General features: G+C 41.4%; 14 protein-coding genes. 3 read left to right on the top strand and 11 right to left on the bottom strand.

Going from position 1 to position 18,207, the window contains the following annotated elements; genetic code table 11:
- Positions 1–64: 64 nt before the first annotated feature.
- Both AC1DRQ_RS15255 and AC1DRQ_RS15250 read right to left on the bottom strand, forming a co-directional pair.
- The gene (locus tag AC1DRQ_RS15255; RefSeq protein WP_477425547.1) at positions 65–451 is read right to left on the bottom strand and encodes a hypothetical protein; all 387 of its coding nucleotides are present in this window, start codon (positions 449–451) and stop codon (positions 65–67) included.
- Complete coding sequence (locus AC1DRQ_RS15250; protein WP_429400980.1) at positions 448–678, bottom strand: AtpZ/AtpI family protein; 231 nt, start codon at positions 676–678, stop codon at positions 448–450. The genes AC1DRQ_RS15255 and AC1DRQ_RS15250 overlap by 4 nt, the downstream gene beginning before the upstream one ends.
- A gap of 71 nt (positions 679–749) precedes the next feature.
- On the opposite strand from AC1DRQ_RS15250, the gene porW reads away from it, so the two are divergent.
- The 3 genes from porW (at position 750) to uvrC (ending at position 7,964) form a co-directional block, all read left to right on the top strand.
- Complete coding sequence (gene porW, locus AC1DRQ_RS15245) at positions 750–3,680, top strand: type IX secretion system periplasmic lipoprotein PorW/SprE (RefSeq protein ID WP_477425546.1); 2,931 nt, start codon at positions 750–752, stop codon at positions 3,678–3,680.
- Between the two features lies 1 nt (position 3,681).
- On the top strand, positions 3,682–5,928 hold the full coding sequence (locus AC1DRQ_RS15240; protein ID WP_429400984.1) for a penicillin-binding protein 1A: 2,247 nt from the start codon (positions 3,682–3,684) through the stop codon (positions 5,926–5,928).
- A 212-nt stretch (positions 5,929–6,140) separates the two neighbouring features.
- On the top strand, positions 6,141–7,964 hold the full coding sequence (gene uvrC, locus AC1DRQ_RS15235) for an excinuclease ABC subunit UvrC (protein WP_477425545.1): 1,824 nt from the start codon (positions 6,141–6,143) through the stop codon (positions 7,962–7,964).
- Between the two features lie 328 nt (positions 7,965–8,292).
- Here the strand turns inward: uvrC and porN are convergent, their stop codons facing one another.
- From porN to AC1DRQ_RS15190, 9 genes are all read right to left on the bottom strand, one after another.
- The gene (gene porN, locus AC1DRQ_RS15230) at positions 8,293–9,297 is read right to left on the bottom strand and encodes a type IX secretion system ring subunit PorN/GldN (RefSeq protein ID WP_477425544.1); all 1,005 of its coding nucleotides are present in this window, start codon (positions 9,295–9,297) and stop codon (positions 8,293–8,295) included.
- A gap of 6 nt (positions 9,298–9,303) precedes the next feature.
- Positions 9,304–10,803 (bottom strand): type IX secretion system motor protein PorM/GldM, encoded by a 1,500-nt coding sequence (gene porM, locus AC1DRQ_RS15225; RefSeq protein ID WP_477425543.1) that lies wholly within the window; start codon positions 10,801–10,803, stop codon positions 9,304–9,306.
- A 41-nt stretch (positions 10,804–10,844) separates the two neighbouring features.
- Positions 10,845–11,645, bottom strand: coding sequence for a type IX secretion system motor protein PorL/GldL (porL, locus tag AC1DRQ_RS15220; RefSeq protein ID WP_429400990.1), 801 nt, complete (start codon positions 11,643–11,645; stop codon positions 10,845–10,847).
- Between the two features lie 43 nt (positions 11,646–11,688).
- Positions 11,689–13,005, bottom strand: coding sequence for a T9SS ring complex lipoprotein PorK/GldK (porK, locus tag AC1DRQ_RS15215; protein WP_429400992.1), 1,317 nt, complete (start codon positions 13,003–13,005; stop codon positions 11,689–11,691).
- 256 nt (positions 13,006–13,261) lie between these two features.
- Positions 13,262–14,020, bottom strand: coding sequence for a uroporphyrinogen-III synthase (locus tag AC1DRQ_RS15210; protein WP_429400994.1), 759 nt, complete (start codon positions 14,018–14,020; stop codon positions 13,262–13,264).
- Between the two features lie 18 nt (positions 14,021–14,038).
- Positions 14,039–15,019 (bottom strand): DUF4271 domain-containing protein, encoded by a 981-nt coding sequence (locus AC1DRQ_RS15205; RefSeq protein ID WP_477425542.1) that lies wholly within the window; start codon positions 15,017–15,019, stop codon positions 14,039–14,041.
- A gap of 101 nt (positions 15,020–15,120) precedes the next feature.
- Positions 15,121–15,801, bottom strand: coding sequence for a metal-dependent hydrolase (locus tag AC1DRQ_RS15200; RefSeq protein ID WP_477425541.1), 681 nt, complete (start codon positions 15,799–15,801; stop codon positions 15,121–15,123).
- 241 nt (positions 15,802–16,042) lie between these two features.
- Positions 16,043–16,756, bottom strand: coding sequence for a hypothetical protein (locus tag AC1DRQ_RS15195; protein WP_429401000.1), 714 nt, complete (start codon positions 16,754–16,756; stop codon positions 16,043–16,045).
- Between the two features lie 94 nt (positions 16,757–16,850).
- Complete coding sequence (locus AC1DRQ_RS15190; RefSeq protein WP_477425540.1) at positions 16,851–18,131, bottom strand: glycosyltransferase; 1,281 nt, start codon at positions 18,129–18,131, stop codon at positions 16,851–16,853.
- Between the last annotated feature and the right edge of the window lie 76 nt (positions 18,132–18,207).

Here is an 18,207-nt window from a genome sequence, read left to right as displayed (position 1 = left end):
ATCAGTAATGGTTTAAATATTTTTGAGTTCAAAATCGAGCAATTATTCATTCAGATGATGTTTTCTACCTTATTTTTTGGTTGCGCAAGTTACGTAATAGGCCATAAATTTCAAAGGCCATATTTAAGAAATATATATAAAAAAAATCGCCCACAAAAACATACCGGTTTACCTTGTTTTTTAAAAGGAAAAACAGAGCAAAGAACATACAGGCCAATAGCTTAACCGTAGTAGCGGCCAAAAATGCCTGAGCATACATTTCTTTGTTAATTTTAGCCACCATCAGGATAGAAATTACCGTTAAAAACGTAAGTCCCGAAAGGAAAAAAAACAACAGCCAGAACTTTGGGGTTATCAGATTGGTATGGCCGGTATAGGTTAATACCAACGGCGGTACCGCTATAATAATAATAAACAATAAATAGGATAATACAGTAGGTAGTAGTTTCAACTTTTTACAGATCTGATAACAATATATAATGCAATAAAAACCCCAACCAGCGATAACCCCGCTGTTGCCCACTTTACAGTATGGCCGGTAGCCTCATCAATTTTATACCCGGCAAAAGCAAAAACACCTATAACAGCAATCATCTGGAAAGCTATACCGCTAAATTTGGCATAACTATTTACCCGCCTGCCATTTTCGTCATCTTCCTGCTGTTCATTTTTAGCCATGCCGCAAATTTATTAAACCTATTGTATAATCTTTAGTATTTTAGCAATGCTTTTAAAACCAACATCTTATTTTGAGGCAATTACCTATAGTTTCTACGTATAAGAGCAGTAAATTTTTGCTGTTTACATTTATAATTATTGTTGCAGGATGCTCGCTCGAAAAACAAAGCGGCTTAAACCGTTCGCTGCAAAACCTTACCGCGCACTACAATATACTGTTCAACGCCAATGAATTATTGCGGCTTAAACAGGAAAGCTATGCCACATCGTTCCATGACGGGTACACCGAACTGCTGAACGTTTACCCCGATACCACCAGCCAGAGCGCCACTCCTGATAAGGATATGGAGGCCGTTGTTACCAAAGCCAATACCATTATTAACATCAAAGAACAAAGCCATTACATTGGCGATGCTTACCTGGTTATGGGCAAAGCAAGATTCCTGGAAGGCAGTTATTTTGACGCGGTGGAGTATTTTAACTACGTGATACGCTCCTTTGGCAATAAAACAACGTTAACCCAGCAGGCCCTGATTTGGAAAGGCCGGTCGCTTTTATATTTGAATGATCTGCCGCAGGCTAAAACAACCATCGATTCGGCAGTACAGAACATCGATCCTAAAAAACTCAAAAAAAGCTTCGCGGCCGATGTATACGCTACCAGACTGCAATACAATATCAACACGCAAAACTATGCCGAAGCCGAAGAGGATGCTAAACAGGCTATAGCATACAGTACCGTAAAAAGACTAAAGCTGCGCTGGATATTTATTTTGGCACAACTGCAGGAACTTAATTTAAAACCTGCCGATGCCTTTGATAACTATACGCGCATTGTTCAAAGTAATGCATCGTTTGAGATGGCTTTTAATGCCAATTTAAACCGCATACGCATACAGGATAACCGCAATGGGATTAAGCTAAGCAAAATAGACCTGCTGCGTAAATTATTAAAGAACCACGACAATCTTGATTTTAACGACCAGATTTACTACCAGATAGCAGGACAATATTATGCCGCCGGCGATATTGATAACGCCCTCAAAAACTACAAACTATCGGTACGTTACAGCACCAAAAATCAAAACCAGAAAGGCATATCCTATCTGCGTATTGCCGATATTGATTTTAAGAACAAAGCCGACTATGCCGGTGCCAAATTATATTATGACAGCACCCTTACTTACCTGTCGCCCGGCTATCCGGGCTATCAGCTCATTCTTAAAAAGAGCAACAACCTGCAGTTACTAACCGGCCTGCTCGAAACCATAGCCCGTGAGGATACCTTACAAATGCTGGCCTCGCTTGATGAAAAAACACGCATATCCCATATTGACGCCATGGTTGCGCGTAAAGCAGTTCAGGAAAAAGCCACTGCCGAAACAGCCGTGAGCGCCGGCGATCCATTTATCAATAGCAGCTCACTGGGCAATAACAATCCTGATGCTCAATCGCCAAACAGCCAAAACACCGCGAGTTCATTTTATTTTTATAATAATAACGCGATAAGCCAGGGCTTTGCCTCATTTAAACGCCAATGGGGTAATCGCAAGCTGGAAGATAACTGGCGGCGCAGCAAGCGTTCAAACAGTGGCATGCCAGCCAATACCGGGCCTTTGGCACAAAACAGCCCTACGGATAAACCAGTCAGTCAGGCCGGTAAAACAGGGGATTCAGTAAATAACAATGGTTATAAACAGCAACTGATCCGTGACCTGCCGCTAACCCCCGATCTGCTTAAACAATCAAACATCCGTATTTATAACGCCTACCTTGATCTGGGCAACCTATACCGCGATGTACTGGAAGATAAAAAGGAAGCCATAGTCATTTTTGAAAAACTGCTTGCCCGTTTCCCGGATAGTCCTGATAAGCCTGCTATATTTTATAACCTGTACAGGCTTTATACTGATATTGACGCCACCAAATCCGAAAACTATAAGAACCGGATCCTGAAAGAATATCCGCAAACCGCGTTTGCCAAAATCATTCTCGATCCTGACTACGGCAAAAAACTAAATGATGCCAATGCCGGGTTCAATGTATTTTACAACCAGGTATATGACCTGTACACCCAAAAACAATATGCCCAGGTTATCAGCAGTGCCGATGATCTTTTAAAAAGATATCCCGACAACCGTTTTTCGGCCCAGTTATATTATTTAAAAGCCATTGCTGCCGGTCACCAGGAAAAGCTGCCGCCTTTTATGGCCGATATGCAGCAGATAGTGGATAAATATCCCGATGATTTGTTAGTAACCCCATTGGCCACCCAGCACCTGGCTTATATTAATGCCAACAAAGCCGAGGTAGCTGCCAGGTCCGTTGTATTAGCTGAGGATGATCCTAACGAAATACCGTTCACCCCGCCTGTAGCTTATCAAATACAAACCGAATACCGCAAAGGCTTTATCCCATCGCAACAGGTTGAAGAGTACAGACACCCTGTAAGTGCACCGTTAAATGGATTGGCGCCTTCATCGGCACAAATCAAGTCGCCATTAGGCATTCAGCAAGGAAAGTTGGTTGATACACATATACAGCAGCCGGCGTACCAGCTGCAGCAGGCTGCACAAACAAACCCCGACAGTGTTGCTGCACCTGCCAAAGCCGAAATAAAAGCACAAAATATAATATCCATATTTTCAAAGCGCGATAGCAGTAATTATTATTTTGTAGTAAATGTTACTACGGGTACAACTAACCTGGCCTCTTCACGTTTTGGTATAGGGCAGTTTAACCGCACCCGTTTTTCGGGCAGTACTATTAAGCACCAGTTGGTTAATGCCGGACCTGATGACCAGATAATTTATGTAGGCCGCTTTTACAGCCTGGAAGATGTAAAAAAATATGCAAGGGGCATCATTCCGCTGTTGCCTGATATTATGAAGGTACCAAAGGATAAATACAGTTTTTTTATCATAACAAAGGAAAATCTGGATAAATTAGCCGATCAAAAAACAGTAGATAGTTATATTGACTATTACCAGAAAAATTATTGAAATGAGAACCACTAAGCCTAAGCTTACCCAGCAGGATATAAGAAGATATAATTGGTACATATGGCGAACCGTATTAGCCGGCTTTGTATTTGTTGCCATCATGATAGCGCTTACTATTTTTGATGTATTTGGCCAGTTACCCGCTTTTCGTGACTTAGAAAATCCTAAAAGCAACCAGGCATCAGAAGTAATATCGTCTGATAAGCAGGTTTTGGGTACCTATTATATCCAGAACCGCTCTAATGTAACTTACGCCGGATTATCGCCCTATGTGGTTAACGCGCTGGTAGCTACCGAGGATAAACGTTTTTTTGAGCACTCGGGTATTGACTTTGGGCGCAGCTTCACCATTTTTCTGCATTTGCTGGTAGGACAAAAACAAGGCGGAAGTACCATTACGCAGCAATTGGCGCTTAACCTGTTTTCAGAAAGGGCGGCCAATCCGTTTAAACGCGTTATTCAAAAAATGCAGGAATGGGTAACCGCGGTTAAGCTGGAACGTCATTATACCAAACAGGAGATCCTGACCATGTACCTTAACACGGTTGATTTTGGCGCATACAATACTTACGGTATAAAATCGGCAGCACGTACTTATTTTAATACCACGCCCGATAAGCTTACGCCCGATCAGGCTGCCCTGTTAATAGGGATGGTTAACGGTCCGGGTATTTACTCGCCTATAAGGCATCCCGACAATGCCCTCAGGCGCCGTAACCTGGTACTTAACCGTATGGTAGAAAAAGGTGATCTGAACGAAGCCCAGGCCGAGGAGTATAAAAGAAAACCACTTGGCCTTGACTTTCATCCCAACAATCATTTTGACGGGCCGGCTCCATATTTCAGATCGGTACTAAAAAAAGAACTGCAAAAACTATTTAAGGAACAAAGCATTAACCGGCCCGATGGTACGCCTTATGACCTTGACCGCGACGGCCTTAAAATATATACTACCATTGATGCCACCATGCAGCAATATGCCGAAGAAGCGCAGCAGGAATATATGCGTAACCTGCAAGTGCAGTTTAATGACCACTGGCGCGGGCAAAATCTGGCAAGAAACATCCATAACTTTAAATATCTGATTAACCTGGGCATGCTAAAATCAGACAGGTACAAAATGCTGAAAGCCCAGGGAATGAGTGATGAAGATATTAAAACAAATTTTAACACAAAGGAAAAGCTGAACCTGTTTACCTGGCATGGCGACATCGATACGTTAATGAAACCTATCGACTCTATTGTTTATTGTAAAATGATGCTTCGTAATGCCCTTATGAGCATGGATCCTACAACGGGTTATGTGAAAGCCTGGGTAGGCGGTACCAACTTTGAGCATTTTAAGTATGATCAGGTTAAAAACGGTACCCGTCAGGTTGGTTCAACAGCCAAACCTTTCACTTACGCGGTAGCTATTGATAACGGCTATTCGCCTTGTATGAAGATCAATAATGTGCCCGATACCATCAGGGGTTATGGGGCGCCGTGGTGCCCGCGCTCGTCGCCGTCAGAAACCATACCTGGCTTTATAACCCTGCGCCAGGCTTTGGCCCATTCGCAAAACTGGGTAACCGCCCACGTTATGAGCGAGGTTAAACCCGAGCCGGTTGTGGAACTGATCAAAAAAATGGGAGTTACCAGTGCGGTGCCGCCTTATCCATCCATTTGCCTGGGTACGTTTGATGCTTCGGTATTTGAAATGACCGCCGCATACTCGGTATTTGCCAATCATGGCCTGTGGACCGAACCTACTTATATATTACGTATTGAAGATAAAAATGGCAACGTGTTATACACCCACACCCCAAAAGTGGTGCAGGCCATGAACCCTCAAACGGCTTATGTAATGACCTACATGCTTAAAGGTGTAATACAGGACGGAACTGGTTCAAGGCTGCAATGGAAATATAAACTTAACAATCCTATAGGTGGTAAAACAGGTACTACCAACGCCAATTCCGATGGCTGGTTTATGGGCATAACCCCGCAACTGGTTACCGGCGTTTGGACAGGCTGCGAAGACCGCGACATTGCCTTTCAATCAACCCGGCTTGGCGAAGGTGCTAACAGCGCCCTGCCTATATTTGCCCTGTACATGAAAAAAGTATATGCCAACGCGGCCCTGGGTATTAAAAAAACCGTTGATTTTGATGCACCCAAAAACGGCGTAAGCATTGTACTGGATTGTAATCAATACAACCAGCAGCAGCAGGGCGCTACTGAGGTGGATAAGAAATTGGATTTCTAAAGGAAGCTAAAGTAATTATTATAAAATTTGTTGCGGGTGGTTGAGTCCGGTACGTCATTGCGAGGAACGAAGCAATCTCTATGCTATACAGAGCAATTAGTTAAGTGATGAACTTACACAGCTGACCTGCCTAAGTAGAGATTGCTTCGTTCCTCGCAATGACGTGGACGTGGCCAAACATAAATAAGTCAATGACAACCTGTAATTAAGCGATGAGTGAAAAATTCGACTATAAAGTTGCATTAAAGAATATACCTCATAAACCCGGTGTATACCAGTATTGGGATAGTGAGAATGAACTGATTTACATTGGTAAAGCTAAAGATCTGCGTAACCGTGTTGGCTCATATTTTAATCAGGATATACATATAAATGCCAAAACCCGGGTTTTGGTATCAAAGATCCGCAATATTACTTTTACTATTGTTGATACCGAGGTGGATGCCTGGCTGCTGGAAAACAGCATGATCAAAAAGCACCAGCCCCGGTACAACGTAATGCTTAAGGACGATAAAACCTATCCCTGGATCATTATCAAGAACGAGAACTATCCCCGTATTTTCTGGACCAGGCGTATAGTAAAGGATGGTTCAAAATACCTGGGGCCCTATGCATCGGTAAGCATGATGCATAATATTTTAGGGCTTATTAAGGAAACCTATCCCCTGCGCACCTGTAACCTGGCACTTACGCGCGAAAATATTGATAAGGGTAAATTTAAGGTTTGTTTGGAGTACCAGCTGGGCAACTGTAAGGGCCCCTGCCAAAACTACCAAACAGAGGATGATTATGACAATGGCATTGAGGAGATAAAAGATATCCTGAATGGCAAGATAGGGGCCGTGCTGCGCCGCCTTAAAGGCGAAATGGATATTGCCGTTGCCGAATATAACTATGAACTGGCGCATCGCCTGAAAAGGAAATTCGATCTGCTCGAAAATTACCAGAGCAAATCAACCATTGTTAATTCGTCTATAACTGATGTGGATGTGTTCAGCATCGCGTCTGAAGAGAAGATAGCCTTCGTAAACTTTTTAAAGGTGATGAACGGCACCATCATTCAAACGCAAACCATCGAACTTAAAAAACGACTGGATGAGAGCGACGAGGAACTGCTCACCCTGGCTATATCTGAGTTCAGAAGCCGTTATAACAGCGATTCCAAAGAGATCATCGTACCCTTTGATATCGATCTGGAAGATCATCCCGGCATAAAGTTCACCGTGCCCAAACTGGGCGAAAAGCGGAAACTACTCGATCTGTCGCAAAAGAATGTACAGTACTTTAAAAAGGAAAAGATAGACCAATACGAAAAGCTGAACCCAGAGATCCGCACCGAACGTTTGCTAACCCAGATGATGAAGGACCTGCGTATGAACCAACTGCCCCGCCATATTGAGTGTTTTGATAACTCCAACTTTCAGGGCAAATACCCGGTATCGGCCATTGTTGTATTTAAGGATGGCAAGCCGTCGAAAAAGGATTACCGCCACTTCCATGTAAAAACTGTGGAAGGACCAAATGATTTTGCTACCATGGAAGAGGCCGTACACCGCCGTTACCGCCGTATGCTTGATGAAGGTACCGAACTGCCTCAACTCATCATTATAGATGGTGGCAAGGGTCAGTTATCATCGGCTATGCACAGTCTTAAACTGCTGGGTATTGATAAGCAGGTAACGGTGATAGGTATTGCCAAACGCCTGGAAGAACTATACTATCCAAACGATCAATACCCCATGTACCTGGATAAAAAATCAGAAACACTTAAAGTGATCCAGCATTTGCGCGATGAAGCGCACCGTTTTGGGATAACCTTTCACCGTAAGATACGTGATAAAGGTACCCTGGCCACCGAGCTGGAACTGATTGATGGCATTGGCAAAACCACCGCCGAAAAGCTACTTAAATACTTTAAATCGGTAAAAAAGATCCGCGAAGCCAGCGAAGAAATGCTGCTGGAAGTAGTAAACCTGAAACAAGCGAAAGCAATATTAGGATACTTTGGCGGAGAGGTGGAGACAAGTCAAAATTAAAAAATACCATCTCTTACCCGTTGTCTGTGTCCTCACAGACAACAGAATTAAGATGAAAGAGCAGAGGGCAGTGCGATTCCTTCCCTCGGGAAGGGGGAGGTAGGGGTTTAATAAACTATCCATATCCCACTTAAATACCCGTAGGTAACAGGGTGTATAAACCCCTCCCTGCCACATCACAAACCAACGCACCCCTCCCGTGGGGAGAGAACTATAACGGCGATTAGTCCGTATCAATGTTAGTTTATAAATCCATAAAAACAAAAAAGCCAAAACTCAATACCCGGAGGCTCTGAATTTTGACTCTAAAATTTAGGTTTGTAATTGGTTAGTATGACCAAAGGTTAAGCTCCCAGTCCATCAGGTTTTTTTTGACCCTTTCTGATTCATAAAGCTTATCAATACCCTGGGCGTAATCTTTTATACGTTCGTCCTTATCGTTACTTTCTTTAACAATATAACTGGTAAATATTCTTTTCATAAAAACATCGTCAAAGCTCAAACCGGTTGCATCACTGTTGCGGCTTACTACTTCTTTTGTAGCCAGTATAGGTCTTGCTTCGGGAAAATAGATCCAGAAAGCGGGCTGGTAATCCAGATCGAGGTTACCTGCTTTAGGTTTAATCAAAGGCGCTATACCTACAATGCGCGGCTCAAATACAGAACGTTGCCTGTCAAAAACCCAGTCCTCCTTAATACGGAACTTAACAACACTATCGGCATTAAACTCACCGGCCACCAGGGTTGATGAAATTTTGTTACCATCTTTATCAAGCTTATCAACCACGCTGCTATCGGCCATGCGTGAGCGTGCCTGCTCTCCGGTTAACGGAGTAGTAAAGCTATCGCCTCCCGGATCATCCTTTTTGCCCGGCGTTGGATCGTAAGCGGTTAATTCACCAGCAGCAATGGCATCAAGCAAAACATCTATCAAACGGCGTTTTGGCGAAGCCAGGTATTGGTTCATTTTTTCGCGCAGATCAATTTCGCGCCATATACGTTTAGCAAAAGCTACATCACTTTCGCGCAGGTTTGGGTATGGTGTAACCCGGGCACTTAAAATATTGTTCTTTTTGTAATAACCATCAAGCGGTCTTTCAAAAGGCTTATTAGGGTCAAAACCCTTGCGCTTGGTAGTATCAGTAACCGGCGGCTGGCTTACTACGTTATCCTGCTGACTGTTCAATTGCTGCTGTTGAACGGGCTGTTGCTGAACTGGTTGCTGTTGAGTAGTAGTAGCAGGTTTCCTGGTACGCTTTTTAGCCGGGCGTTTCTGGGCAAATGCCGAAACACAGATTAAGCAAAGCACAACTACCAAAATTTTCTTTTTCATACGCTTTTAATTTGCGGATAATACAATGGGGTCAAGTCCTCTCGGCGATCCATCGGGGCCAACTGCAACAATATCCTTAAATATAACAGTAGAACCCGGTGTAACGGTGTTCATTGCAGCACGCATAGCACTTGTTAGTTCAGCTCCGCTGCCTGATAATATAATGGCATCCTGGCGGGGCTTTACTATGAGTACGGTAAAACGTGTTACGTTAAATTTAGCATCAAAATCAAAATTTTCCAACTTGGCAAATACCCTGTCCTGCGCCCTTAGGTTAGCAGCACTGGTATTACCGCCGCTTCTGCCGGCAAACTGTGGCTTAGGGTCAGGGATCCGTTTAACACGGAACTCAGATGTACCCAAAACCATGCCTTTATCGCCCAAAACGGTAACCCTTGCAGTACCAATACTACTTACTGTAGCCGTATAATGGCCACCGCTACCGTTTATGGAACCTCCGGACATGCTTACTTTCATACTTTCTTTTGGTACACCCGGCGCCGATACTGAAAGCGGGTTGGGTACGCCTATATACAATACGTTCATTTTATCGGGCGATACTACTGCCGATGGCTTTGCAACCATATAAGTAGCAGAAATTGGATACACCTTAGGAGGACCTTCCACCTGTTTTACAGATAAATTACCTGACCATGTATGTAAACCCTCGCCGCTTGCAGTGGTTGTATAAGTACCTACACCATTTGCAGTAGGTATTGATGAACCACCTACAGTAATAGCAGGGTTTGAGTTTTGATCATACGCGGTTAAATAGATCTCGGCTTTATACTGCTGCCCTGCCAAAACATAACTGCTCGGTGCAGATATTACCGGTCTAAACTGATTTAAAGTTACCGATGCCACATCAATTTTTCCCAATATCTTTTTCACCACTTCGTTCTCCGCGTTTTTATTATCCGCCTGTATTTTAGCTAATGTGGTTAAAGCTGCCCCCAACGGGATGCCATCACCAAAGTAAGCCTGCTGCCAGGTTTTCTTTTTAGGTCCAATGGCATTCAAAGAAAAATTAACACCTACACTATCCTTACCCAATAGTTGTAATAAGCGTGCCCTGGTGCTTTCAATTTTCCCTTTTAATACATTAGCTTTTTTAGCATTGATCATCACTTCGGGCGATATGTCAAGGCTTTCCCTCGCATCCACATCATTAGTTTCTGCGTTAATTCCTCCACCCCTTTTAATTAATTCCGTTTTTAATTCTTCAATGTACCCATTCAGTTCATCAGCGGCTTTACTTGCATCCTTTGCTTTTGTTAACAATTGATTAGCTTTTTCGGGCTGCTCTTTTAACTTGGTTGCTTCAAAGGCCGAATAGGTACTTTGTAAGCTGGTAGTAACATTAGTTCTTGACTGATCTAAACTGTTTGTAATATTTCTAAATGCATCTAACAGGCTATCCGGAACATTAAGGGCAATTAAGCCTAAAAGCACCAGGTATAATATACCTATCATCCGCTGTCTTGGGGTTTCCTTACCTCCGGCCATCCTACTATAAATCTTAGCTTGTAAAAATTCTATTAATTATATTAATTAACACGAGGCTGGTTCATTGCTGTAAGCATATTACCATAAACCGAATTTAACGATGCCAGGTTTTTAGCTAAACGCCCCACTTCTTCTTTAAACTGTTTTGAATCGTCTAATGATTCATTAAAGTTGTTCATGGTTAATGACAGGTTCTTGTAAAAGTTGTTCATTGATTTTAAATGAGCACTTGAATCCTGCAATTCCAGTTCATAAACAGCATTTAAATCAGAAAGGTTACGTCCCAGTTTATTTACCTGCTCATGGTATGCTTTTGAATCAACATTTGAATTGGCCATTTCGGCTAAATTGGCTGAAGCTTTTTCAAAAGCGTTGCTCAATTTATCATAGCTTGTACCTGCGGTCTTAACTTTTTCGGTAAAGGCAATGGTTGCTTCGCCGGCATCGGTCACCTTTGATATAGCGGCCACTTTATCGCCAAATGTTCTTAGGCCATCACCCAGGCTACGTACCAGTTCAGGCCCTATTTTGGCATCTTCCATCATTTTATCCAAAGCTTGTGTGCTTGAAGCATTGCTGCTGATTGGCCTTACTGAAGCTTTTGGTAATTCGCCTTTAAAATCTTCGTTTAGTTCGGGGTAAACACGTACCCAGTCTATATCTTTCTCTTCCCGTTGAAAACCTAATAAAAAGAATAATATTGCCTCTGCTCCTAATCCAACTGTTATAAATGTTGACGCCATAGGCCAGTGTTGTATTTTAAACAACAAGCCTATAATTACCACTGTAGCTCCCCATGATACTACGTTCCCTATTCCGTAAGGTTTTTTCTTCCCTGCCATAATAATTCAGAAATAACTTTTTTGTAGATGTTTGTTAATTAGTTTATCGTTTGTCTTTAATATCTCTTCCCAGATACTGTGTTACACAGCGGAAACCAATGTATGATTTCGCGGTGTCCTGGTATTCATAGCTGCGGGTTGCGTTTTGAAGGAAATATCCTATATCTTTCCATGACCCGCCGCGTACAACTTTACGTTTAAGTACTTCAGGATCGGTGGCTTTAGCTTCGTAGTTAAATGTTGGTGCAAGATCGTGTACAAATGATGATGCAGATTCGTCGAACGTTGATGATGTCCACTCGGCCACATTACCAGCCATATTGTACAGGCCGTAATCATTAGGAAAATAAGAGCGTACATTTACGGTGTATGCCCCGCCATCATCAGTATAGTTACCACGGCCGGGTTTAAAGTTGGCCAGCAGGCAACCTTTTGCATTTTTAATATATGGGCCTCCCCATGGGTAATCGGTACCTATCCTGCCACCGCGGGCTGCATATTCAAATTCGGCTTCGGTAGGGAGTTCATAAGGTAAACGGCGGGGTAAACGGCGCGAGGCTTTATAAGCCTCATTATAACGGGTACGCCATACCGTAAATGCCCTTGCCTGTCTCCACGTTACGCCAACCACCGGATAGTTGCGAAAAGCCGGATGCGAAAAATATCCTTCAACCATAGGCTCATTGGCAGCGTATGAAAAATCGCTGAGCCATACCAGTGTATCCGGGTAAACGGTTACAGTATCATGCAAAATAAAATCAGAGCGCCTTTTGGTTTTATCATTTTTATAAGTGGCCGCGTCGCGCAGCACCATCAGCGAGTAGTTGTACTTTAATAAACGTATGTCAATCTCATTACTGTCAAACACCCGGTCCTCGCCCTGGTAATACATGCCTTGTAGTTTTGACGCGTTCCCGGCCTGTCCTTTCTTATCACTCCAGATAGGGTTTCTTTTTACATAGGCCCAGTTAATGTACTTTTTACCAGTAGCATTGGCATTGGCGCCCGCGCCCTTTGGTTGTATATAATACTTATTGTCGTTAATGTAATTGGTAATAGCTATGGAGTCGCGTACCCAGTAAACAAACTGTTTGTACTGACTATTGGAAATTTCGGTTTGATCCATAAAAAATGGAGCAACAGTAACCTGCTTGGTTTGTGCTATTTGCGCGAATGTTACATCCTGATCGGTTTGCCCCATCAGGAATGTTCCTCCCGGAATATAGACCATGCCGTAGGGCACTTCTGACCTGAACGACCGCTGCGGAACTCCTGTTAGTTCTCCCCTGTCACCGCCTTTACCGCAACCACTCCATACACCACCAGCTAAAACAACTATTAATAAGTATATCTGCTTCATTTTAAAAATCAAAATTCAGTTATATAAACTATAACATATATGACCCCCCGAATATATCAAAATTTGTGCTATTAAAGCCAAAAAACATTTTATTTAAGCTATATTATAGCCCACTATATGCCCTTTGCGTTATTTAAACGACAAGATATTGAATAATAAACGATTATCCAACTAATTACAATGATGAGAATTAGTTGGCATTATTACGCTAATATTTTAAAAAAAGTTGCGATGTGCGCTAATAAATCCGGAATATTTATTTGTTTACCAGCTTAACATATTGCTCAATAGCCATGGTCATTGATGGTGCCGCGGGGGTTGGTGCTGGGATATCCAGAATCAGTCCGGCTTCGAGCACCGCTTTATGGGTTGTTGCACCAAAAGCAGCTATACGGGTATTATTTTGTTTAAAATCGGGAAAGTTCTTGTATAATGACTGGATACTTGATGGACTAAAAAAGGCTATTACATCGTAAAATACTTCGGCCAGGTCAGAAAGATCACTGCAAACTGTGCGGAACAATACAGCAGGTGTAAAGTTATAGCCATTCTCCAGCAAAAAACGTTGTGTTTCCTCGGCAGCAACATCTGAACATGGGTAAAGGAATTTTTCGGCCGAATGTTTTTTCAACACTTCTGCCAGGTCGGCAGCAGTTTGTTTGCCAAAAAATATTTTACGCTTACGGTATTGAATATATTTTTGCAGATAAAGAGCAATGGTTTCTGAAAGACAGAAATATTTCATCTCCACAGGCACTTCAAAGCGCATTTCTTCGCAAATGCGGAAAAAATGATCAGCGGAGTTACGGCTGGTAAAGATAACAGCGGTAAAATCACCAAGGTTTATCTTTTCCTTTCTAAAATCCTTAGCCGGCACGCCTTCAACATGAATGAATGACCTGAAATCAATTTTCAGGTTTAGCTTTTTAGCCAGTTCAGCATACGGATTCTTATCGTTCTCAGGTTTTGATAAAGTAACTAATATACTTTTAACCTTTTTATTTCTATCTTCCAAATCAGTTCTTTTAACTACCTAAATTTTAATATTCAATGCCTTTATCAAAATTAAAATGGGGCAAATTTCGAGGGCACAAAGATACGTAAATAAATAAAACTTATGAAATCGAAAAGTAGAAATTATATTTACGCTGCTCCTGAGATATTGCCATACAAATATTATTACGATTACAATAAGTGTTACTGTAAGCAATACGGGTACATATTGGCTCCCCAGCAGGCTAAAACAAATTACTACAGGTAAAAATATAAATGCTATATTAAAATACGTAAGGTGCAATATGTTCAGGTATTCGCTTACCAAACGGTTAATATCAAACACAAAACCTATAAACTTAAGCACCAGAAATTTTAGCGCAAAAAGAGTTATGAGTATTGTAGTAAGCGATATGAAAAGGCTGCTGCCGCCTACTATGTAATAAACCCCTTTATAGGCTGCCAGCTGATATAAAAAAAGGCCAAACGTTGAACAAAACAGCAAAAACAGGCCTACAAAGGCCCAGAAGCTTACAAAGCCCTCCTCTTTACCAGCCTGCGATAATATGCGTTTATTGTAAAACGATTGCAGCACATAGCTTACGTCTTTATTTAAAGCAATATTAAGTATAGCCGTGTATAACAGTAAACCTATAATGATAACAATGATCCAGGGATCACGCAGGGGGCGGCTATGCCCATCCTTAACCCGGCCTTTTGATTTGAGGTGAATATCTAAAAAACCGTAGCCCTTATATAAGCTGCGCGCCAGCAAACTATCAGCAAACTCGCTATTGGTTGCAGAATCTGGAGCATGTAAATAACGCATGGCCAGGGAATCGGCAACAAAAAGCTTGCGGGCCTGCATGGCTGCCGCCACCGAATCAAGCAGGGAGGCACTGCTACTCTTTATAGTTTTGGGGGCTGTAGTTTCGGGGCTGTTTGCTACCGTGTCCTGCTGTGCAAATGCAGCAGAACAATTCAGTAAAAATAACAGAAAGCACCAGGCAACTAAACGCATTTGCAGCAAAATATAAACCCCGTTAATTTTGCTGCAAATTTATTGTAATAATTGGTTGTTTTATAAATGCCTCATAAAATTATAACAGCAATATAATGCGATTAAATATCAATGCTTTCACCTATTTGTGGCAGATACAGCGTTAAATCAGATTTTTCAAACTCCTGAATTGCATCAGCTTTATCGATCTTAATAAATCCGAACGTGTCATAATGCACCCCTATAATTTTTTTTACCTTAACAAATTGAGCAGCTTCAATGGCGTCTTCTATACCCATAGTTAACATATCACCTATTGGAAATACCGCGAAGTCAAGATCGGCCCATTTTGGGATCAATGTCATATCTAAAGTAAGTGCAGTATCGCCGCTGTAATAAAAGTTACCACTGTCGGTTTTGAAAACAAAGCCACTGGGCACCCCTGCATAACTTCCATCGGGCAAACTGCTGGAGTGTTGTGCTATTACAGCCTTTACTGTTCCAAAATCAAAGGTAGCTTTACCTCCAGGGTTTAACGGATGTACATTTTTAACCCCTTGCTTGCTAAAATAATCGTACAATTCCCAAATACCAACAACCAGCGCGCCTGTGCGGTTTGCAATGGCTACCACATCAAGCATATGATCAAAATGGCCGTGTGATACAAAAATGTAATCGGCTTTAATCTCATCAATGTTGATGTCTTTTGCCAGTTCATTTCCCGAGATAAAGGGATCAAACAAAATATGTTTTCCGCCTGCCAAAACCGAGAAACATGAGTGACCGTAATAGGTAATTTTCATCTTTTTGTTTTTACTGTAAATAATATTTTTCGAATTGTTTATTTCAAGAGCCCTATAATTTTTCGCTTATCCACATAGCAAAGCTATCTGAACAATTGCTTACTTTAAATTATTTTAGCATGTTGACAACGGTGTGACAAAATGAACTCACGTGCGTGATCACTATACAGTTTCAACAAAAACGAAGATGGTAAAAGCCTAATGACAAAGCATTTTAACGGGCCATCAATAAATAAGAACCTTATTTAACCGGTACACCTGTAGCTGCCCAAAAAACAAGGTATCCGCCAACGGTTTTTTTAACCTTAACGTGTACCAAAATACGTTTTGGATTGGGGTATATATTAAGCGCATCAATATTATGATGATTTATCTCAACCATTTTGTTTTGATTATCCCACTTACCCAGGTCATGCACCACATAGCTTAAAACGGTATCTCTTGCAACAATATCATTGTAATAATCAGGCAGCCAAAAGTCTTTTATTTCCACGCCATCTTTATAAGTTAATTCAAATTGTAGCTGCGAGCCCCCTTCGGCACTTGTAAGACTTAAATACATGCCCATATATTTTTTTTGTGGCACATAAAATCCAAAACTACCAGCACCCGAAACAAAATGGGCCTGGTTATTAACCCCGTCGCTGTTTGAATAATGTAATTTAATAGCAGGATGCGCGGGTGTGGCATCTATAAACGGATCATTTGGCAATGCATGCGGGTCTTTATCTTTATTAAATAAAGCGGCTTTCATAGTCAAATAGCCATCTCCCTTCCCGTCGCCATCAATTCCTTTGGTCCAGGTTACCAGTTTACCATGGGTCAGGGTGGTTACCGGGCGGGCATTTAAAAGCGTGTCAATATTGATCTGGATGGCTCGGCCCGGACGTTGCGCGTAAGCAAGGGTGGTAATCAGGCTACAAAACACTAATACTGTGGCTATTTTAGGTTTCATTTAAGGGGATACCCGCATAAACGGATATATAAATATACCTTAAAAATGATGGTTATCAAATAACTAACCTTATACATCCGCAGGCGATATATCATCATCGCGTTTTACCCAACATGTTGTCAAAGTATTTTTCTATTTCGTTTACCGCGTTTTCAAGTCCGTTCTCATTTCTGATTTGCCTGCCAATTGTTATAATATTATTTTTTATTTCGGCTGTTTGAACTTTTATTATGGCCGAAATCAGATTTTCAGCTTTGAGTTTTTTAATTGGAATATGAACACCCAATTTCCTCCGTTCTATTATTTTCCCCCAGGTTGGCTGGTCGGTATAAAATGAAATAATAATTACCGGCAAATTGTTTCTCAACATAGTTGCCAGTGTACCCGCGCCTCCGTGAAATATTCCTACTTTACATTTTGGTAAAATTGCTTCATGGTTTACATACTTTATTACAAATAGGTTTTTATGAACCGGTAAGTTATCAAGCAACGACCAACCCGTACAAAATAAAATCCGCTCCGCGGTTTGTGTCAAAATATCACTCAATATGTTTATAAGTTTCCCCACGTTTCCAACACCATTACTGCCAAAGCCAATGTATATTGGTTTATCGCCTTGTGATAACCAATTATTGAGTTCGTTTGGTATTTTATCCAAAAAATGATTTTCTCTTTTCTCCACCGGAACAGTCAAAAAGCCTGTTATTTTATGATAGTCTTCCCAATCTTTGGGCTGTGGGATCAAACTTGTGCTTATGCAGTATAAATCTAACGGTTTTTGTTTGCCGATATAACTTATCAGGTTTTCCTTCAAAACGGGCAGCCCTAATTCTTGCCTGAATTCATTGGTTTCTTCTTTTACAAATTTCCAATAAAAAGCATGTGCTAATTTATAGGTCAGCTTATTATACCAGGAAAAATTTAAGAAGTCAAAGTCGCTCAACGGAAATTCATTTGTAGGAACAACAGGTGGCATAAAATAGGTAAGGGCAACTTTTTTATTTTGTTTTTCGGCAATAGCATTTACAATAGGAAGAGTAGCTGAATTCGCTATAATAAAATCTACTTTGCTGATCCCTTCAAGGTAAGTTTTTCGTAAAGGGGTCCTTATTTCATGAAGTACTTTAAAAAAATACTTCATCAGTTTAATAGTATTCTCTGTTTGAAGTACACTTTGTCCCTCGGGCGAATTCATCATTTCTTCGGCGTTTCCATATAGCGGATGAAAAGCAACTCCAAAACCTTCAACAAATTCTTTAAAATTCTCTGGTGCAGCTAATGTTACCTGATGCCCCTTATCTATGAGTCCTAATGCCAGGGCAATATATGGTTGTACATCGCCTCTTGTTCCGTAAGTAAAAATCCCGATGTTCAATTGTGATAAGTTTTAATTTACAAATGAACTAAATTATAAAAGGACTTCCTGCTGTATTTGAATAATCTTTAGACAG

This window comes from Mucilaginibacter sp. P4_E8, from assembly GCF_056401495.1.
This window is presented reverse-complemented; position numbering and strand designations above follow the sequence as displayed.